Source organism: Pseudohongiella sp. (assembly GCF_011050365.1).
Taxonomy (GTDB): domain Bacteria; phylum Pseudomonadota; class Gammaproteobacteria; order Pseudomonadales; family Pseudohongiellaceae; genus Pseudohongiella.
The window spans coordinates 57739-77393 of the sequence record NZ_DRFV01000013.1 but is presented as its reverse complement, the minus strand read 5'-3'; the positions used below and the strand labels follow the sequence as shown (position 1 = coordinate 77393).

The window sequence follows — 19655 nt, the reverse complement described above, 5'->3', positions numbered from 1 at the left end:
ACTTATTTCATCTGCGAGAAATCGGTTGCTGTCATGTATTTGCGTTCCACGCCCTGCAGAATGGCGCCGTCGCGATTGGACTCGTCATTGACCACCGCCCATGCCGGATCAGAACCAAATGCCCGCCAGGATGCGTTGGCGGCGTCGCGGCTGTCATGTTTCAGCAGGTAAATCAGCGTATTTTCTGCTGCTTCAGGGTCGGTAGGCACCCAGTAACCGATATTGGTCATGCCGTGTTTTTCAAACAGTGCCATGGTGTGATCACGGAACCGGGTCAGCAGTTTGTCCAGATTGCCGGGCGTTGCGGTATACGTGCGTAGCTCAAACACCGGGCCTTCCTGTGCCTGGGCATGAACCGGGAGCAGTAGCGCCGCCAGTGCAACAAACGAAGCCGACGCCAGGGTGTTAATCATTCTTTTGTACATTGTTGTTTTCACGATCAATCTCCTAGTTATGCAGTGACTGCAGAGGAGCAGGAGCGTAACAGAAAGCACAGACAGACAACAAGCAACTCGCGACTGTAAGGATGCATGGAAGGGCATTGCCCCCATCAGGGTGTTAGTGTCTAATACCAGCAACAGCCTGCGACAGTCACCAGCTTGTCAGGTTGAAACGGAGTAAAGGTATGACGGTAGACCAGTTGATGATTATCGCCATTCTGGTCTGCAGTGTGGGTATGTTCATGTGGGGCCGCTGGCGCCACGATATGGTGGCCGGTGGTGCCTTGTTGGCATGTATCCTGACCGGGTTGGTGCCATCTGCCGAAGCCTTCGCCGGCTTCGGTCACCCGGCGGTGGTCACCGTGGCTTGCGTGCTGGTGCTCAGTTACGGTTTGCAGGTTACCGGCGCGGTTGATGCGCTGGCGCAAAAAGTATTGCCAGCCAAAGCCGGTCAGACATTCAGTATTTTTGCCTTGACCGCGCTGGCGGCAGTTCTTTCCGGATTTATGAACAATGTGGGCGCGCTGGCGCTATTAATGCCAGTTGCCATTCAGGTGGCTGTTAAACAGAACCTGCCACCGGGGCGCGTGCTCATGCCCCTGGCCTTTGGGTCGATACTGGGTGGCACTACCACGCTGATCGGCACACCCCCCAATCTTATCGTTTCAGGTTTTCGCGAAGAAGCGGGCATGGGCCATTTTGCCATGTTCGATTTCACCCCCGTCGGTCTTTCCATCACGGTTGTCGGCATATTATTTGTGGGGCTGATAGGTTGGCGCCTGGTGCCCGCGCGGCGTAATGCGGAGTCTGCCAGCTTTGACACCGGCACTTACCTGACCGAAGTACGTATCCAGAGCGAGAGCAAGGCAGTAGGCAAAACCTTGCGTGAAGTGGAAGTGATTCTGGAAAAAGCGGATGCCCAGATTGTGGGTCTGGTTCGTGGCGAGGTGCGTGTCATTGCCCCCTACTCACGACGGGTGTTGCGGGAACACGATATTCTGGTGATAGAGGCGGAACCCGAATCCCTGGGGGCAGCATTGTCCAGCCTGGGATTGAAGCTGGAAGAAGAAGTACTGGAGATCAGCAGTGAGCAGGACGACGCCGACGAAGAGGAGTCCGGCGATGCCCGGAAGGCTGACAGCAAACCAGCGCGTTCAGCCAGACGCGAAACCGGGACGGCCGTCAAAGCAGACTCGACCGCTGGCAAAAATTCCGAGCGCAGTGCAGAAAAAGGTTCCGAAAAAAGTTCAGGAAAAAATCCAGCAAAGGGAGCAGGCAAGAAAGCCGGCAACGAGTCGACAGGCGAGGGCAAAAGCGGCACCAATAAGGAAGGCGACGCTGACACCAAGACACCCACCAAATCAGATGAGTTGGTGATTCAGGAGCTTGTGGTGATGCCGGGCTCCCCATTGCAGGGTCGTTCGGCAACCGACATTGAATTGCGCACGCGTTATGGTATCAACCTGCTGGCAGTGTCCAGGCAAGGGCGACGCTCCATCAAACGTTTGCGCTCAACATCCATCCAGGCCGGCGACGTCCTGTTAATGCAGGGCGTACCCGAGGCGGTGTCCGGGTTCGCCGGCGATTACCGTTGCGTACCCTTGGCAACCCGGGATATCCGGGTGCCGGTCAAAGGTCAGGCTGTGCTCGCAGTGGCAATTTTTCTTGCCGCCATCTCAGTGACGGCACTGGGCCTGCTGCCGGTGGCAGTGTCGTTTTCGGCGGCCGTGCTGGCGTATATGGCAGTGCGCATCGTGCCGCCACGTGCCGTGTATGATGCCATTGACTGGCCGGTCATCGTGTTGCTGGGCGCCTTGTTGCCGGTGGCCGGAGCGATGGCCAGCACCGGCACGGCGGATGTGCTGGCGACGGCATTGCTCGACTCGGTGGCGCAGGGCAATCCGGTGGTGGCGCTGGCGTTGGTGCTGATCGTTACCATGACGCTGTCGGACTTTATGAACAACGCAGCGACGGCAGCGGTAATGTGTCCGCTTGCCATCAGTATTGCAGCGCAGTTGGGAGTGAATCCTGACTCGTACCTGATGGCGGTGGCAATCGGAGCGTCCTGCGCCTTTCTGACACCGATCGGACATCAGAACAACACCCTGATTCTTGGTCCCAGCGGATTCAAATTCGGTGACTACTGGAGGCTGGGTCTGCCCGTGGAAATCGTGGTGGTTGCTGTCAGCATGCCCGTGCTGTTGTGGGTATGGCCCTTATAGGATTACGGGTCTCGCTTTTCCGGTTGCGGCTGTTGAGGTTTTTGATTGGACGGTACTTCCTCATCTGCCTGGTTCATCAATACCCAGGCGCCGCCGAACACACAGCTGATCAGGGTAATGCTTAGCACTACCGCCAACCGGTAGGGCATGGCGATGTAAACGCCGCCGAAGCGGTCGGCGGCAAAGGCGAGCAGGTTGACAATGACAAGTGCGCTGATAAAACTGATCCAGACTATTTTTCGCATTATTTTCTGTCCTGGTTGTTGCGTTGGTTATGACCATCACGGCGGCACTGTTGCCGGCGCCGGATCAGTCAAACCCGGATAACCATAATACTCCGGTCACGGCAGTCTGACTGCGTTCAAGAAAGACGACGATATCGTCATTGCCATTGTTGTTCAGGTCAGTGGCAATGATGTCGCCGCGTTGTGCCTCGCGGGGCAGTGTCAGGCTGACGTCGGCCTGCTGCCCACTGACAGCATTGAGGTCACGATTGATCTCGATGTCAAACTCGTCAATGATGCGCCTGACGTCGATTTCATAGTCATCGCGTGTCCGTTGGTAGCCAATAGAGGCGAGGAAGCGATCGTCATCGATTTCAGATTCAGGCGCCAGTGCGCTATAGAAGACGTTGACCTGATCGTCGAGCAGCACCAGCAGGTCTGCCATGGCAGCACCGGGCTGAGCAGCGGCGGCCTGTTCAGCGGCCAGCAGCGCGCGTGATGTGGGCACGATGGTTTCGGTGCTGCGGGCACGATCGCGCACCTCTTCAACCGAGCTGATCATTCTGACGGCCGACGGAAACCGCAGCGCGACAGTGATTCGGCGTGCCGGTCGCCGTGCAAAGGCGTTGCCTTCATTAGGGTAAACAAAGGCTTCTATATTGATAGTGCCCGAAATTGCCAGCCACAGAAATACATCACCCAGTGAGATCTGTTCCACCCGCCACAACCAAAGGTCGGGCTGTCCGTCGTCATTCTCATCCTGCAGGAATACACTCAGCACGTTGCCACCCGAACGCAGAATCTGGTCGGCCTGATCGAATTCGATGCCGTCAGCACTGCCCAGATGCAAGGCGACCCGTCCGCCTTCACGCAGGATCATGTCATCGATACCATCGCCATTCATGTCCTGCAGAATCTCTTCATGAGTCAGCGCCAGCACACCGGTCAGGTTGGCAAAGTCGAGCTGATCGACATCAAATTCACCCAGGCGTTCGCGAATGGCCGTGCGGTCAATACTGTAATCCGGCGTGGCTGAAAAGTAGTCACCGCTACCGTCCGGGCTGGCCAGAAACACGTCAAAGCGCTGGTCGGTATCCGATACCAGATCGGGGCGACCATCGCCATTGACGTCACGCAAAGCCAGCAGCGGAATACGCAGGCTCTGGCCGACATCACGGGTGAGATCGACGGCCTGCTGGCGTCTGTTGTCAGCGCCAATGACACCGAGGTTACGGGGGTTGTCCGGTGTCAGTATCGTGCGCAGCTGCATGTCCGATGAGATGGCCAATGGCTGCTGGTAACTGTCGTCGGCATTGCGGATATGTAATGACAATTGACCGGCACCCGGAATGATCAGGTCATCGAGACCGTCATCGTTGATGTCGCGGGAGAAGTTGAGGCGATAAACACCCTGTCCCAGAAAGCCTGTGAGACCCGAGAGCAGTGCCGTGGCCTCAACGAACTGTCTGTCCTCGACCTGCCATCGCAGAATCCGGTTGCCATCAATCAGCGCAATCAGGGACCAGGCTTTGTTGTTAGTCTCTGAAGCATAATTATCGCTGATGTCCCAGCCTACGGCGTTACCGGGCAAACTGAGTTGCGTGCCCGGGGCAGAGAAATCGAACCCGGCTGGCGTCTGAAAGTACAGGCTGATGGTGTTGCCGGCGAAGGTCATCATGTCATCAAGGCCGTCGCCATCGGCATCGGCGACCAGCATGCGTTCAGTGTCCGCCGCGAGTATGAAAGCAAATTGCCGATAACCCGGCAGGCTGCTACTGGCGCCGGTTTGGGCCTGGGCGTTTAAGGCGGGCAGACCTTGGCACAACAGTAAACCTGTCAGTGCGAAATACCCGGCTGTTTGGTGACGTGGTCTTGCAGCTAACCATTTCATGGTGAAGAAACCAGGACAGTCATGGAATTGGAGTGGTTCAGTAACAGGTCGGGAATCCCGTCCGCGTTCAGGTCCTGTACGCTGAATCCGATAATGGTGCGCTGTGGCACGTATTGCCAGAAAGGAGTGTCGGCAAACTGCAGATTGCTGTTGATTGCCTTGGCTGCCAGTGTGCCGTCGGCGGTCAGGTAAAGTGCGTCAGCCCGACCATCGCCATCAAGGTCAGTGTCGATCACGATGGGACTGGAAAGACCGCGAATACTGCTGGCGGAAAAACTCTCCTCAAGGCTGAAATCCGGCCGGTTGTTGAAGCGATGCTGGTCCTGATTGTTGTTACTGCCATACAACAACTGGGTGCGCACAATGCTGGTGTTGCGAATCGCATTGACCACCGGAATGGTGTAGTAACTGATACTGAGCTCGGGGTGTCCGTCGCCCAGAATATCATTGATGTTGAGCTGCAGGTCGTAACCACTGAAGCGCATGACCTGATCGGGTTGATCAAAGTCGAAATGTCCGCCCCGATTGAGGTAGAAATGCACAGTCCAGTCATTGGCATCCTCCACCACGCGGACGACATCCGTCAGGTCGTCGCCGTTGATGTTCTGCAGCAGGATATCGCCCTCCATATCGATGGGGCCTTGCCAGTCCGGTTGCTCGCTGTACGTCCCGTCGCTGCGTTGGGCGAGCACATTGATCTGGCCACGGATATCGTTGCCAATATTCAGGAACACAATATCGTCGCTGTCGCTTTGTGTCATGTTGCGCAGTACTGCCGGCGGCAGCCAGACACTGCGGTCGAGCAGGACGTTGCTGTCGTCGCTGTCGGCATGGTCCAGGAAGTCTTCAAAGGCGGTATTGGGACGTGCATTGATCCTCACCACCAGTCCGTCCTGCCGATTGAACTGTACCTGTGTGGAAAAGCGTCCGGCAGTGTCTGGCAGATCGGCCGGGTCCAGGTCCTCATTGACGGTACTAAAGCGATGCGCCAGTGTGAACTGTTCATCCGGTGCGCCATGCCAGACACCGTAAGTCTCGGGACCGGGCAATAACAGATCAACGTGGCCGTCGCCGTTGATATCTTCGGGCGGTGGCAGAAACTCAACGACTCTGCGGTCAGGAATGGCAGCGGCCAGCGACCAGTCGAACAGCGGGCGAATATTGCCGCTGTAGCCGTCGATGGCACTGGACAGGCTGAACGCAGCGGTGCCGGTAAACAGCAGTAACTCAGCGCCGGGTTGTGGCCGCAGGTCGGCGAAACTGACTGCGACAATTTCCGGCACGATAGCAATATAACGCGATGCCTGGGCGGGGAACCGGTTGTTGGTCTGTTGCAGAAAGACCAGCAATTGTCTGCCGGTATCGGCAGTCCACTGTGGCAGAATCAGATCCTCACGTCCGTCGCCGTCCAGGTCGGCCATGGCCAATCGATTGGGCCATTCCGGACTTGGGATTTCTGACGCGATGTAGTTGAGCTGGCGCGGCTCACTCTGTGCAAGAGCACCCGGGCCGGACAGACTGATGCCGGCTATCAGCCATGCCGCTACTAATGTGAGACGCTGACCGCGCATATCAATCCTCAATCAGTTCACCATAGTCACTGGCGGTGCGGAACAGTCCGAGCACGTTGTACTCACGTTCGGCACCGTTGCGCTGATAGGAAAATAATGAAAATAGGATCAGGTCGCCCACATTGAGACGGGTCTGGTCCGGGCTCAGGGTTGACTGATAACTGAACAGCGGCCACAGGCTGAGCCGGGTCAGTTTGCGACCGGGGTGCCACAGATCAAGGCGCTGGCTTCGTATAATATTGTTTCGACTGACGGTCAGCGTGACTGATTGCCCGGCACGGTAATCTTGCGTCAGCGTGGACACCAGCCCCTGTGCAGATTCAATGAGCCTGTCATCAACGGCGAGGATGATATCGCTAATACCAATATCGGCTGCCGCCAACGGGCTGTCTGTGAACAAGCGCACCACACGGGCGCCGGAGACCCGACTGCCGTTCCGGTCCTGCAGCAGTTCGGTGCTGAACCCTGCGCGCAACAACACTGGCTCAGCCCGGTACAATTCGACGGGTTCTGTCTGTTGATCCAGGACCGGCCTGACCTCCAGCGTTGTCATGAACACCGTGGTGTTGCGGCGCACTTCAAACGCAAAGCGGCGCGCCTCGGTGGTCTGCACAGCCAGTGCATCAAGCACATCAGGATGATTCGTGTCGGCGCCGTCTATACTGAGGATGATATCGCCGGCGCGGATACTGGCCCGGTCAGCGGCGCCGCCGGGCGCGACCGCGCGCACCCGGATTCCGGGCAACACACTGATATTGGTCAGGGAGTCACTCTCATTGACGCCGGCAGTCAATCCGAAATTAACACCGGGTGCCTGCGGTGCCCCGGCGTTGTCGGACAACACAACATTATCGGGAGACAGTGACAGGGTAGGCACCAGTTGCCGTGGCTCGTAACTGACGCAGGCAGTCAGTGCCAACAGACAGATCATCAGGCCGCCCGGTTTCAGTCGTTGTTTAATCGTCATCTGGAGGCCCTCAGGTAGCTGCGCATTTTTTGAGAACAGGTCAAAGCTTACGGTATTGAACTACAATCAGGCTGGCAATGACCAGCGCCAGCATCTGCGGCCAGGGTGCCCACTGGTTGAGTTGCAGCAGCGTCGGGTCGATCATGACGTCAGAGTACCCGCGCACCAGGCGGCTGACATCGTCGAGGTACGACTCGTTGAGCAGGGATGACTGGTAGTTGACGTACAGGTAGTCGGAAAAATCACCCATCAGGCCTTTGAAAATATCGAGCGCCAGTGTCAACCCAAGTGCTGCCGTTATCGCCTGAGTAGCGTTCTGGGTGCTGACTGAAATCAGCATGCCCAGGGCAATGGCGGCCGGCAGCGGGATCAGCGCCAGCACCAGCCCCAGGCGGATCTCGGCATGGATCTCGGCAGTCCCGATCAGCTCGTAACCATCTTCCACCACGGGGCCAAAATCCCACAGGCCGTTGCCGACCAGCAATGCCACTGCCAGCATCAGCACCACGGATATCAGACCCATGATATGGGCATTCACCAGCTTGGCCGCCACCAGCGCCCGCCGGCTCACGCGACGAATCAATAAGTGCCGCAGCGCGCCGCTGTCTTTGTCGCCGGCAAAACTCCAGGCGGCGTAGGCCACCAGTGTCAGCCCTGTCAACGTCAGTCCTGTGGATATCGCATCCACCAGCGCGCCCCAGGCGTCGGCGCCTTCAGCAGTGCCCTGGCCAAAACCCTGACCCGACAATGCATCACGTGCCTGTTCGCCGGCGCTGCGGAAACTCACCAGCAGCAACTGCAGGGCACTGATAAGAGCCGGCAGCAAGACCACCAGGCGTGTCGAACTGCTGCGTAAAGCGACATAAAGTTCAGCCCGCAGGGCGATGACAAAACCGTCCATCAATGCGCCTCCACCACGTCGTGGAAAAGCCGGGCCAGGCTTGGTCGTCGCATCTCCAGCCCGGACACGGAGATGCCGGCCAGGACCAGCACACTGTTGATGGCAGCGGCGTCGATATTGTCCAGGGTCATGCTGAGCACCGTGCCAGTGGCATCGACATCGCGGGTGACGGCGCTGACGCCGTTTATGTCAGCAAGCAGGGAACAGGCTTTGTCCGCCTGGTCACAGCGCACATCCAGGCGTGCCAGCCGATCTTTAAATAAAGTGTCGACACTGCCTGTCAATTCAATGCGGCCCCGGTGCAGAATGGCCAGGTGTGTGCAGACACTTTCCAGATAAGCCAACTGATGGCTGGACAGAAGAAAAGTGGTGCCATGCTGGTGGTTCAGCTGTTTAATCAACGCCAGCACATCGTCGACGCCGCCGGCATCCAGGCCGTTAAACGGTTCGTCAAGAATAATGAACTCAGGCTGCCCGATAAGTGCGTGGGCAATGGATGCCCGCCGCCGGTTACCGAGTGACAATTGTCTTATTTTATAGTGACTGTATTGAGTGATACCCAGCATGGCCTCGACCTCGGCCGGGCTGCGCACCGGCCGCGCGCAAACAATGCGGGCATGTTCCAGTACCTGGCGTACGGTCAATGCCGGATGCAGGCTGGGGGCGTCGAAAATGCCAACCACATCGCCGCGTCCCTGCCAGAGCCTGGACGGGGGCCGACCCAGCACCTGCAGGTCGCCCGATTGAAAGCGCTGCATGCCCAGCACGCATTCCAGCGTGGTGGTTTTGCCCGAGCCATTGAGTCCAACCAGCCCGTGAATGGCGCCACGCGCCACGCTGAGATTCAATTGTGACAGCACAGCGGTGGTACCGTAGCGTTTCTCCAGCGCAGCGATAGACAACACGGATTCTGGCGATTCCACGCCCGCACGCGCCATCTGCTTACTCCACGAAAACGTCGTCAACGGTCAGTTCGCGAATGCTGCCCAGTTCCGCCAGCGCCTCCATGTTGATGCGACTGGTGTCGCCCACTATCGAAATCAGCTTGGCGCGGTCGGCAACCTGTGTCTGCTGGAACTGCAGCAGATCCTCCAGAGTCATTTCCTGTAATTGGGCAAAGCGCTGTTGACGCGGATCCCCGTTCAGACCGAGTTGCTGCCAGGCATACACGGTGCCGGGAATCTGGCGAAACCCGATGGTGGAGGTGCGATATCGATTGATCTGGGCATTCACAGCGTCCTCAAAGCGGTCGCTGGAGCGCGGCATATTGTCAAACAGATCAACAAAGGCGGCGGTGGCTTCGACAGCTTTGTCATTTTGCGAGCCGATGGCGCCCAGTACCATGGTTTGCACCTCGGGACGGCCACCCTGAGAGTAGTTCGCTGCCGCAGAGTAGGCCAGGGCACGTGCTTCGCGCAACTCCTGGAATACCACACTGGACATGCTGGAGCCGAAGTAGCTGTTGTACACCGATGCGGGTACCACCAGGTCTTCTTCGTAGGTGCCGTCGGGGAATTCCAGGCGAACCTGTGATTGCGCGGTCTCGCGGTGAATGACATAGATCTCGTTGTCAGCGATCTGGCGTGCACGGCGGTACTCATAGGGTGGCGGCGGCAGCAGATCGTCACCGGGCTGATGATGTTCCTGCAGCAGCGCAGTAACCTGCTCCAGGGACATGGATCCGGTGTAACTGATGCGATGCTGGTATTGTTGCAGGCTGCTGATCAGTGTCAGTAACTCCTCAAGCTCGACTGCCTGTATGGCGTCGCTGCTCATCGCCTGCAGCATGGGCGATTCGTCGCCATAGCGGTTGTACAGGTACAGTGCCTGACTGATCGCCTGCGGATCTTCGCGCTGATTGCGGCGCGCCTCCAGTATCGTCGCCTTCAGTTCGGCAAAAGTGTCTTCATCGGCGCGCGGGTCACTGATCAGCTCCAGCATCAACGCCAGCGTTGCCCCAAACTGTGAGTCCAGACCCGTAATTGCGATGCTGGTTTCATTGGCACTGCTGCTGAGACCAAAGTCACTGCCCAGGCGGTACCATTCTTTCTGCAGTTCTTCTGCTGACAGGTTTTCCGTGCCGGCCTTGCCCATCACGGCGCTGGCCAGGCTCAACAGATCGTTCTCTTCGGTACCCACATCAATACTGATGTTAAGCGTGAACAATTCGTTCAGGGGGTTGTGGGCATAATATAGCGGTACATCCGCGGCGTACTCGGAAATCTCGTAGTCACGACCGGCTTCCAGAAAAGTCGGCTCGATTTCTTCGTACGGCATGGCGAGAATGCTGGCGGCGAACTGCGACTGACGACTCGGATCAATCTGAACCGGATCGATCTGCGGCTTCTCTACCGGGGGGATCACCGCGGGACCGTCGACTCGGTGAACAGCCACGTAGCTGTTGTCATCGAAGTAGCGGTTGGCGACATCAATAATGTCCTGGCGGGTCACCGATTCCAGTCGTTGCATTTGGTTGATGTGGTAGTTCCAGTCTGTGTCGGACAGGAATGCGGCGCGCATATCGGCGACGCGGGCAGTGTTGGATTCCAGGCCGCGCATGTTCATGCGGCGAAAATCATTGAGAATAGCGGGCAGAATCCAGTCTTCGAATCCGCCGCGTTTGATGATGTCCAATTGTTCGAGCAGTAAGGCTTCGACTTCTGCCAGTGTCTGTCCGTCGCGGGGCACGCCCCACAAGCGCTGTGACCCGTAGTCGTTAAGAAATTCGGGTGACGAGCCGGCGGCCTGCACACGTTGACGCTGATTCAGATTGAGGTTGATCAGCCCGGCGGTGCGGTTGTCCAGAATCATGTCCAGCAACATCAGCGCTTCCTGGTCGGGGTGGCCATTGGGGACCGTGCGGAATGCCATCTGCACTTCTTCCTGGCCCGGATAGGTGACGGTGACGCGCTCAATATCGGTAATCGGGTCTTCCTGCCAGGTTTGCTCATCGGGCAGTGGTTTGGCCTCCCAGTCGGAAAACTCCTCGCTGATGACGGCAATGGTGTCTTCTATATCGATATCGCCGCTGATAAAAATCGCCATGTTGTTGGGCACATACCAGGTGTCGAAATATTCCTGAATGTAGACCAGTGATGGGTTCTTCAGGTGTTCGGCGTCACCGATAGTGGACTGTTGGCCGTAAGGATGGTTCTTGTAAAGCAGGTCAGCCAGCGCGTAGTAGGAGATGCGGTCACGATTGTCCAGCGTGCGGTTCTTTTCCTCATACACCACTTCCAGCTCGGTGTGGAACATCCGGAACACTGGATTTACAAAGCGATCTGCTTCTATCGTGGCCCATTGCTGCAGGCGGTTGGCGGGCAGGCTCACTTTGTACACGGTCTCTTCGTGCCAGGTGTGCGCGTTCAGGCCGCTGGCGCCCATATTGCTGTAGACGGTGCTGATTTCGTTGGGTACGGCGTACATCGCAGCCTGCTGTGACAGGCGATTGATCTCGGCATAGATCTCGGCGCGGCGCTGTTCATCCGTCTCGCTGAAGTGTTGCTCGTACAGCGCCTCAATCTGCTCCAGATAGGGTTGTTCGGCGCTATAGTCCAGGGTGCCCAGTGATTGGTTGCCCTTGAACAACAGGTGTTCAAGATAGTGCGCCAGTCCGGTCGCATCAGCCGGATCCTGTTTGCTGCCGGCGCGTACCGCGATTTCAGCGTAGAAGCGCGGTTCCTGCGGATTGCGGGTAAGGTAGACCTGCAGGCCGTTGTCCAGTTCGTAGATGTGAGCGTCCAGCGAGTCACCGGGCTGGGGCGGATGGACCAGGGTATAGGGGGGTGCGTTTTCGGCACTCATGGCTGTTTCTGCGCTCAGGGCTGTTTCGCCGCCATTTGCCGGCGCCGGGGCATCCGGTGAGCACGCGACCAGTGCCAGGAAAAGGGCGCCAACTCCGATTGGAGGGAGTCGATACAGGTGGCGGAATTGGGCTATCGCTGAATTGAACATGGTAAAACTCTCCGGATAAAACTGCGGCAACTCCCTAATGTATAGGAATTCGTACAGAAATCCAGACCCGTATGTTTACCAGTAACTTTCGTAGCTCAGTTGACCTGGTTGTCCGGGTCGATTGTCGCGGAAGCCACGGTTTTGCAATTCGGCGACGGCGTCCTTCACCATGCCGGGATTGCCGCACAGCATTATATGGCTGCTCTCGGGGTCGAGTTGACGACCAAGCCGCTGCTCGAGCTCGCCACTGCGCAGTTTGTCCGGGATGTGACCTTGCAGAGTGCCTGCGCGTTGTTCGCGGCTGATAAACGGCAGCAGGGTGAATCGGTCCGGGAAGCGTTGCTGCAAAGTCTGGAACAGCTCCCGGTAGCGAAAGTCGTCCCAGATCCGGGCCGCGTATACCAGTACAACGTGATCAAACAGTTGCCAGGGCTGATCGGTTTTTAACATGGAGATAAAAGGCGCGACGCCGGTCCCGGTTGCCATCAGGCACAGGGTTTTGCCGGGCGTGCTGATGCCTGCCAGCGTCAAGGTGCCGGCGGGCTGAAACTGGACCCAGACCGATTCGCCTGCAATTTTGCGCGACAAGGCCCGTGACAGATCACCTTCGAGCTGGGTATAGAAGAAAAACTCCAGCGGTTGCTCACCTGGCGCGCTGAGAATTGAATAGGGTTGCGCGACGCGCTCGCCATCCACGTCCAGTGCCAGGCTGGTGTATTGGCCAGCCTCGAAAGGAGCAATGTCTGCCCGGATTTGCAGCGAAAAAAGGTTGTTCGTCCAGTGCGTGTTGGCCACCACCACGCCTTTGACCCAGTCTGTCATGAAGTCCTGCCTGCTGTGCGCCGAAGAGGCGGCATTGTCGCATAAATGGAAATAATTGGCACTTCGTCAAGGTTTTAGATAGTCTGTCCCGAATCGGTACCTAAAGACAAAAAATCAGAAAAGAGGATGACGATAGTGACGAGTTCATCAAACACGATCACTCAGAAGTGGTTTACGACACCTTTATGGAAACGGATCGTGCTGGCGTTGATTCTGGGCGTGATCGTGGGTGCCATCTGGGGCGAGGGTGCACAATCCATTCGCTGGATCGGTGATCTGTTTATCCGTCTGATTCAGATGGTGGTGGTGCCGCTGATCTTCATTACCATTGTCGCTGGCATCGTGGCCATGGGGGATCCGCATAAACTGGGGTCGCTGGGCATCAAAACGCTGGCGATTTACATGGGCACAACCCTGATCGCCATTATTATCGGTCTGACCATGGCGGCCATTATTCAACCAGGGATCGGCGTCGACCTTTCGGGTGCAACACCTGGCGCCTTGCAGGACCCCATCCCCATTGGCGAACGCATGATGTCGATCGTGCCGACCAATCCGGTGGCGGCCCTGGCTGAGGGCAATGTGCTGGCAATCATCTTTTTTGCCCTGATATTTGGTATGGGTATTCTGGTCGTTGGTAAGAAGGCACAGCCCATGGCCGACATCATGGACGCAGGTGCCGAGGTCATGCTCAAGCTGACGCATTGGGTCATGGAGTTTGCGCCGTTTGGTGTGTTTGCACTGATCGCCTGGGTGGCTGGCACACAGGGTGTATCAGCCTTGCTTGATGTGATCGCGCTGGCTTCAACAGTGATACTGGCCCTGATCTTCCACACGGTGGTTGTGCACAGCAGTATCATGAAATTTGTGCTCGGTTTGTCACCGGTGAAGTTTTTCAAGGGTGCCAAGAATGCCATGTTGGTGGCGTTTTCAACTTCATCCAGCATGGCAACACTGCCCGTCACCCTGACCTCGGCAGAAGAGAATCTGGGCATCAAGCCTGCGGTGGCGTCAACGGTACTGCCATTGGGTGCGACCATCAACATGGACGGCTCTGCGATCTACGTGGGCGTGGTGTCCGTTTTTGCCGCTCAGGTGTTTGGTGTTGAACTGGGTTTCATCGACTATCTGCTGGTGGCAGCGACCACAACCATGGTCTCCATCGGCACGGCTGCCGTGCCGGGTGCGTCAGTTTTCCTGATGGCCGCAGTGATGGGAACCATCGGTCTGAGCCCGGAGCAAATAGCAGTGGTGGTCGGCTTTGTGTTGCCATTTGACCGCCCGCTGGACATGCTCAGAACCAGTGTCAATATCACCGGGGATCTGTCGGTAGCGACCACTGTGGCGAACTGGGAAGATGAGTTCGACCGGGAGATTTTCGAGTCTACGGGCAAGAGCCGCGACAATGCTGCCAGCGCTTGATGCGAGGTCCTGGGTTGAGCGGGTGTGCTGCCTAGAACGACCAGCTCAATGTCAGGCCCGCACGAACATCGCGTTCCAGAAAAAACAATGCACTGTCACTGGCTGCGTGGGTCAGTATGATCTGGCCCGCGACTTCCCAGGTGTCGCTTAAACGGTAGTCGGCCGTCAGATTCAGCAACACTTCATCCCCGTCCAGCGCAGCCTGCGCTGTCGCCGACAACATCAATTCTTCATTGCGCAGGCTCTGGCTGTAGCGCAGCAGAGCATTGCCTTCGGTTTCGCGCTGCCGCCATAGGGTGGATGCCGAGTCGGATGGTAACCCGATGAACCGTTGTGCCTGCACGCCCAGGCTGACCTGTTGCGTCGCCGAAATGCCGTACTCAAAACCCGCCGCCATACTGATCCGGTTTTGTGTGTCGAACCCGGGTAGCCATAGAGCACTGTCATCGCTATCTGCGACCAGGTTCAGGACATCCGTTAGCAGGCCGTGGCTATAGGCGACATCCAGAGTTAGCAACAGGCGATCAATGGCACGGTTGGCGCTGAATCCCAGCAGGATAAAGTCATTGATGTGCGGCCGCGTCCGGTTGGACCCGTCTGTGGGCAGGGTGTAGCGCAGGGCGTTTTCGTATAGACGTGCCGCCATCACGGCTATGTCGCTGCCGATCAACGTCCGGTTCCAGCGGGTGCCGGCCTCAAACAGATCCCGCTTCCCATCATAACTGCCAAGGCGTAATGGCCGGCCGTTCATCTGCGCCGGTTCAGGAAACAGCGGGCTGCCGGTGACCGGTACCGGATCGAATTCCGGATACAGGTTGATAAAACTGGACCAGCTGCCGCTGTCACTGAAGTGATCCCACACCGCCAGCCACTGGTTGAGGCGGGCATCTTCAATGTCGATGATGGTCAGATCACGATACTCTGTGGTATTGATGACATCCAATACCGACATGCCGATGGTTTCGCCCCAGACGATGGTCTGCCTGCCGAAGGAGAAACTGTTCTGCGCGCCGCTGCGTTGCAGAAACAGCTCATTCAGCCGCCATTCCCAGCCATCGCGGCCCGGGTTGTCATGTTCATAATCGCCGGGCAGATAGGCACGCAATTGGGCACTGCTCTGCAGCAGCCAGCCGGCAGCAAACGGGTTTTGATAACGAATGTTCAGGCCCAGGCGGTTGTTCTCCAGGCCACGATGCTGGGTGTCTGTGGTGCCGGCGGGTGTCGAATAGCGATGTTTGCTCAGATGCGTAACGGTTTGCTGGCTGAGCTGGAAGCGGAAGTTGCGTGGAGCTTCGGTAGCAGTGTCAAACAGATCGGCCCCATCAAACATGCTGTCATCAAATGCGGCATTGTCAAAAGCGCCGGCATCAAACTCAACGGCGTCCGGGAACTCACCGGCATCACTGTTCTGGGCCGACAGGCTGGTGGGTGGCAGCAGCGCTAACAGGCAACAGATCAGTCGGCGTCGAAGTCTGCACTCAAGAGTCGTCGGCAACAGTCCGGTCACCAGCGTTGTCACTCGGTCGGGCATTAGTCTACCTGCGCACGAATGCGGCTGAGCTCGGCTTCACGGAAGGCGACATCGGTCAGTGTGCGTGGCGTCAGAAAGGTCTCCGGCACGTCGATGCCGGTGTTGATTTCCAGAATAGCCATGTTGGACAGGCGGTTCGCCACCAGGTTCATCATGGTCAGGGAGCGCGCAGTCCACACCCCGTCGACCTGTTCAATACGTGATGCCATCAGGCGTTTGACTTCTCGACCCTGACGGTCATACATGTCAGCGCGCAGCACCACGAAGCGCTCTTTGTCGATGTATTGTACGGTGCGGGCATAACGGGTTTTACGGGCACGCTCCTCGGTGGGTATGGTGTCAATGACCCAGACCGGGCGACCCGATTCAGTACTCTCTTCCAGGATATTGATTTCGTACTCTTCCAGTTTGCCGGTGTCCTGGTCTTCGGTAGTGAACTCGGAACCAAACAGCGAAGCAGATTCGGAATCATCGTCAGAGTTGCCGCTGGCAATACGTTTTACCTGGCCCAGCGCAGACAGGTAGAGCCAGGTTTCGTTGTCCCGCTCGGGGTCGTCGTAGGCATAGCTCAGCATGCCGATGCCGCGCTCGGCTGCCGGTTCCAGCACAATGGAAATCGACTGGGTGTCGCGGTTGTCGGCACCGGTATTGATGCTGACTGATTCCAGTGCCTTGACGCGAGGGCGTTCGGCGCAAGTGATCTGATTGTTCTGCAGCCCGAAGCGGCAACTGGAAAGCTGGATACGGTTGAAGGCGGCGTCCGATACTGCGCGCTGGTTGTCTTCCACACGCTCGAGAATTTCCCGGCCGCTGAGTTCTGACTCAGTTTGTGCGTGAACGGTGAGCGCTGTAGCGGTCAGGGCGGCGGCAACGAGCAGGCCGCTTAGTGTCAATCTCATGCATTGTCTCCGGCGTGATTGCTGGTGTATCGGTCGTCACTGCTGGCAATGACACCAAATTCCTGAATCGGACCTTTCAGCCCGAAGCGTGGCTTGAGCTTCATCAGCAGTGCCGGCAGAAGCAGCAGGTCACACAACAAGGCGACGAAAATTGCCAGTGCTCCGAAAATGCCGATTTTGGCCATGCCCAGATACTCCGAGAAACCAAGAATAGCAAATCCCAGGCCCAGTATCATGGTGGTGAACAAGACCGCACGACCAACGTCATGAACTGTACTGTCCAATGCCTGCTGCATGTTGCGTGTACGCACCAGTTCGACGCGATAGTGTGTCATGAAGTGGATTGTGTCATCTACCGCGATTCCGATAATCACCGGCGCAATCAGCAGGGTGTCAGTATCCAGCGGGATATCCAGCAATCCCATCAGGCCAAAGGCGAGCAGGGCCGGGATCAGGTTGGGTACAATGGATATCAGACCGGCCTGTACCGAACCCAGCGTCAGTATCATGATCACACTGATGACGGCCAGCGCGAGCAGGAAGCTGCTGTATTGCGACTGAGCAATCTCATCCATGGCGCGCATCATCAGCGGAACCGAACCGGTGACAGTCACTTCCAGGTCCGGGAACTGCGCCTGCAGCGGCGTGAACACGGCGTCTATCTCGGCGCCCAGTTCGTCAAAGAACACTTGGTACTGGTAGGAGCCGGCGTTGTAGGCATTGATGGTGATATGGCTGCGACTGAAGTCGTCCGACACCAGGCTGCGCCGTTCTTCCGGATTGGCACTGTTGAACAGGTACATGAGCTGCGACACGGTGATTGCTGAATCCGGAATACGGTCGAAATCGGGATTGTCCTGATTCATCACCCGGTTGGTGTCCTTGACGATATTGGCCAGTGAATAGGTGCGCGAAACTTCGTCCGGGTACCGGTTAACGATGCGCGTTTGCAGTTGTTCCATGGCTCTGAGTAGCGCGGGCTCCATCAGTCCGTCGCTGGTACCGCTGTCAATCATGATGGAAATGCTTTGCGCGCCGGCCATGTGCTCATCGACCATGTTATAGGCGATGCGCGGAGCGCTGTCCTGGCGTGCCAGTTCAGATACATTGCTGTCTATCTGCACCTGGCTGGTGCCGTACAGGGAGGCAGCAAACACCGCGCCGAACACCAACAGGATAGTGCGCGGGCGCGAGGCGACCAGCGGCGGGCAGGCGGCAAGCAGTGCGTCCTGCCAGCGCAGCACTGCCAGTGCCAGCACGCCGATCAGGGCAATGTAAAGCGCCAATACAACACCAGCCACCCATGCCAGGGCTGCCAGCGCAACGGCAACAATGGCACCCCGCGCCGGCCAGGTGCAGCGTTGCCAGAAAGCCGCCAGTGAGAGAGGGTGTTTCACCTCTGACTTTTCCTGAGTGGCGCCGGGGTGCCAGATGCTGAGCATGATGGGCAACAGCGTCAACGTAAAAAAGAATGCCATGAACACGCCGAGCGCGGACATGGCGCCGAACACCCGGATAGGGACCAGACCGGATGTGGTCAGTGCCAGCACGCCGGTCATGGTGGTGATGGTGGTGACCATGATGGCGAGGCCGGTTTTGCCGTAGGCGCCGGTCAGCGCCTCCTCATGCCCGCGGCCCTGCTGACGATAGACAAAATAGGCGCTCAGGACATGCACGCAGTCGGCAATACCGACGGCAAAGACCAGCAGCACGGTCAGTGAGATCATGGTCGACAGCGTGACACCCAGGGCGACGGTAATGCCCCAGGTCCAGATCAGGCTGAGGGCGATGGTCAGAATCGACCACGCCACGGCGCTGAATGACCGGAACAGGGTTCGCAACAGAAACACAAAAATGGCGACCATGCCCACTGCCAGCCAGGCAAACTGCTGCAGCACCTCATACACCCAGGCCATCAAGGGTGGATTGCCGACAGGATAAAACGCCAAAGTGTCGTCAACGTCGGCAAAAACCTGGCTCAGTGCAGCATAAAAGCGCTGGTACTCGATCATGTCGACGGTCTGGAACGGAATGTCCTGCACTGTAGCGCTTTCATCATAATACAGATCAAAGCTGCCATCGCCGGACGCAGCGCTGTCAAAATCACTGAAAAAGTCGCCCAGCGTGACATCGTCAGCGTTGACGGCGGGCTCGAAACCTTCCACCGGAGTGGCGCCGAATGTGGTCTGTATCATGAGGGCGCCGAAGCGACCGTCGGCCGAATAGAAGGCCAGCCTGAAGTCTTCCTCGGCCATCGCCTCATCGCGTATCGCGGCCAGCGCCGCCGGTTCGACGGGAATCGGGTCAGGGACCAGGCTGTCAGAGCGCAGGGTATCGCCCTCGACACGCTGCACCCGCAGGGTGGTGATGGATTGCACGCGCCGTATCTGATCGAGTTCATTCAGGTCAGCACTGTAGTTCCCGGCGTCCAGGTCGCGCCAGTTACGCAGCTTTTCCGTCAGTTCGCTGACCGCTCGCAATGAAGGCGCAGAGAACACGTCGCCATCGCGAGCTTCGTAGACCAGAAACACGGAGTCGTCGCTGCCGAACTGGGTCCGGAACGAATTCAAAGCCTCAATGGCCGGATCGCTTTGATCCAGGAAGCTGTCAATGCTCATGTCCAGGCTGGTACGCGTGACGATACTGTAAACGCTGAGCAGGGTGCCGGCGAGCAGTAACAGGCACACCAGTGTTCTGTGCCTGACCATGGTGGCGGGTGCGCTGGCAAAAAAGCGGCTCAGCACCAGAAGCCCATTCTCCATCGGGGTGACTCCAAGTACGTCCTGTTACCGCTTAACACAAGGACTGAAT

14 protein-coding genes are annotated in these 19655 nt (G+C 57.6%); 2 read left to right on the top strand and 12 right to left on the bottom strand.

Annotation, left to right across the window (positions count from 1 at the left end):
- Window positions 1-2 precede the first annotated feature (2 nt).
- Window positions 3-437, bottom strand: a complete 435-nt coding sequence (locus tag ENH71_RS11520) for an NIPSNAP family protein (protein ID WP_294130356.1) — start codon at window positions 435-437, stop codon at window positions 3-5.
- A 188-nt stretch (window positions 438-625) separates the two neighbouring features.
- On the opposite strand from ENH71_RS11520, the gene ENH71_RS11515 reads away from it, so the two are divergent.
- Window positions 626-2662: an SLC13 family permease gene (locus ENH71_RS11515; RefSeq protein ID WP_294130354.1), complete on the top strand. Its 2037-nt coding sequence runs from the start codon at window positions 626-628 to the stop codon at window positions 2660-2662.
- Window positions 2663-2664: 2 nt separating this feature from the next.
- Here the strand turns inward: ENH71_RS11515 and ENH71_RS11510 are convergent, their stop codons facing one another.
- From ENH71_RS11510 to ENH71_RS11475, 8 genes are all read right to left on the bottom strand, one after another.
- Window positions 2665-2907: a hypothetical protein gene (locus tag ENH71_RS11510; RefSeq protein ID WP_294130353.1), complete on the bottom strand. Its 243-nt coding sequence runs from the start codon at window positions 2905-2907 to the stop codon at window positions 2665-2667.
- Between the two features lie 64 nt (window positions 2908-2971).
- Window positions 2972-4777 carry an FG-GAP repeat domain-containing protein gene (locus tag ENH71_RS11505; RefSeq protein WP_294130352.1) on the bottom strand — a complete coding sequence of 602 codons (1806 nt, stop codon included), beginning with the start codon at window positions 4775-4777 and terminating at the stop codon, window positions 2972-2974.
- On the bottom strand, window positions 4774-6348 hold the full coding sequence (locus tag ENH71_RS11500; protein ID WP_294130351.1) for an FG-GAP repeat domain-containing protein: 1575 nt from the start codon (window positions 6346-6348) through the stop codon (window positions 4774-4776). Before ENH71_RS11500 ends, ENH71_RS11505 begins: the two co-directional genes overlap by 4 nt.
- A gap of 1 nt (window position 6349) precedes the next feature.
- Window positions 6350-7315 carry a PDZ domain-containing protein gene (locus tag ENH71_RS11495; RefSeq protein ID WP_294130350.1) on the bottom strand — a complete coding sequence of 322 codons (966 nt, stop codon included), beginning with the start codon at window positions 7313-7315 and terminating at the stop codon, window positions 6350-6352.
- 40 nt (window positions 7316-7355) lie between these two features.
- Complete coding sequence (locus tag ENH71_RS11490; protein WP_294130349.1) at window positions 7356-8216, bottom strand: DUF2705 family protein; 861 nt, start codon at window positions 8214-8216, stop codon at window positions 7356-7358.
- Window positions 8216-9139, bottom strand: coding sequence for an ABC transporter ATP-binding protein (locus tag ENH71_RS11485; RefSeq protein WP_294137831.1), 924 nt, complete (start codon window positions 9137-9139; stop codon window positions 8216-8218). Before ENH71_RS11485 ends, ENH71_RS11490 begins: the two co-directional genes overlap by 1 nt.
- A gap of 19 nt (window positions 9140-9158) precedes the next feature.
- Window positions 9159-12170, bottom strand: a complete 3012-nt coding sequence (locus ENH71_RS11480) for a M16 family metallopeptidase (protein ID WP_294130345.1) — start codon at window positions 12168-12170, stop codon at window positions 9159-9161.
- A gap of 75 nt (window positions 12171-12245) precedes the next feature.
- Complete coding sequence (locus ENH71_RS11475) at window positions 12246-12992, bottom strand: ferredoxin--NADP reductase (protein ID WP_294130344.1); 747 nt, start codon at window positions 12990-12992, stop codon at window positions 12246-12248.
- 135 nt (window positions 12993-13127) lie between these two features.
- Between ENH71_RS11475 and ENH71_RS11470 the strand changes: the two genes are divergently transcribed.
- On the top strand, window positions 13128-14414 hold the full coding sequence (locus ENH71_RS11470; protein ID WP_294130342.1) for a dicarboxylate/amino acid:cation symporter: 1287 nt from the start codon (window positions 13128-13130) through the stop codon (window positions 14412-14414).
- Window positions 14415-14445: 31 nt separating this feature from the next.
- Here ENH71_RS11470 and ENH71_RS11465 read toward each other — a convergent pair whose 3' ends face one another.
- Genes ENH71_RS11465 through ENH71_RS11455 form a run of 3 tightly spaced genes read right to left on the bottom strand, consistent with a single transcriptional unit; the run spans window position 14446 to window position 19606 of the window.
- Window positions 14446-15945, bottom strand: a complete 1500-nt coding sequence (locus ENH71_RS11465; protein WP_294130339.1) for a hypothetical protein — start codon at window positions 15943-15945, stop codon at window positions 14446-14448.
- Entirely contained in the window at window positions 15945-16844 is a 900-nt protein-coding gene (locus ENH71_RS11460; protein WP_294130337.1) for an outer membrane lipoprotein-sorting protein, read from the bottom strand. The genes ENH71_RS11465 and ENH71_RS11460 overlap by 1 nt, the downstream gene beginning before the upstream one ends.
- Entirely contained in the window at window positions 16841-19606 is a 2766-nt protein-coding gene (locus ENH71_RS11455; RefSeq protein ID WP_294130336.1) for an efflux RND transporter permease subunit, read from the bottom strand. Before ENH71_RS11455 ends, ENH71_RS11460 begins: the two co-directional genes overlap by 4 nt.
- Window positions 19607-19655 lie beyond the last annotated feature (49 nt).

Excerpts from the sequence above, each read along its gene's own strand:
- ENH71_RS11515 (WP_294130354.1), top strand. The coding sequence starts at position 626 with ATGACGGTAGACCAGTTGATGATTATCGCCATTCTGGTCTGCAGTGTG.
- ENH71_RS11510 (WP_294130353.1), bottom strand. The coding sequence starts at position 2,907 with ATGCGAAAAATAGTCTGGATCAGTTTTATCAGCGCACTTGTCATTGTC.
- ENH71_RS11505 (WP_294130352.1), bottom strand. The coding sequence starts at position 4,777 with ATGAAATGGTTAGCTGCAAGACCACGTCACCAAACAGCCGGGTATTTC.
- ENH71_RS11500 (WP_294130351.1), bottom strand. The coding sequence starts at position 6,348 with ATGCGCGGTCAGCGTCTCACATTAGTAGCGGCATGGCTGATAGCCGGC.
- ENH71_RS11495 (WP_294130350.1), bottom strand. The coding sequence starts at position 7,315 with ATGACGATTAAACAACGACTGAAACCGGGCGGCCTGATGATCTGTCTG.
- ENH71_RS11490 (WP_294130349.1), bottom strand. The coding sequence starts at position 8,216 with ATGGACGGTTTTGTCATCGCCCTGCGGGCTGAACTTTATGTCGCTTTA.
- ENH71_RS11480 (WP_294130345.1), bottom strand. The coding sequence starts at position 12,170 with ATGTTCAATTCAGCGATAGCCCAATTCCGCCACCTGTATCGACTCCCT.
- ENH71_RS11475 (WP_294130344.1), bottom strand. The coding sequence starts at position 12,992 with ATGACAGACTGGGTCAAAGGCGTGGTGGTGGCCAACACGCACTGGACG.
- ENH71_RS11465 (WP_294130339.1), bottom strand. The coding sequence starts at position 15,945 with ATGCCCGACCGAGTGACAACGCTGGTGACCGGACTGTTGCCGACGACT.
- ENH71_RS11460 (WP_294130337.1), bottom strand. The coding sequence starts at position 16,844 with ATGAGATTGACACTAAGCGGCCTGCTCGTTGCCGCCGCCCTGACCGCT.
- ENH71_RS11455 (WP_294130336.1), bottom strand. The coding sequence starts at position 19,606 with ATGGAGAATGGGCTTCTGGTGCTGAGCCGCTTTTTTGCCAGCGCACCC.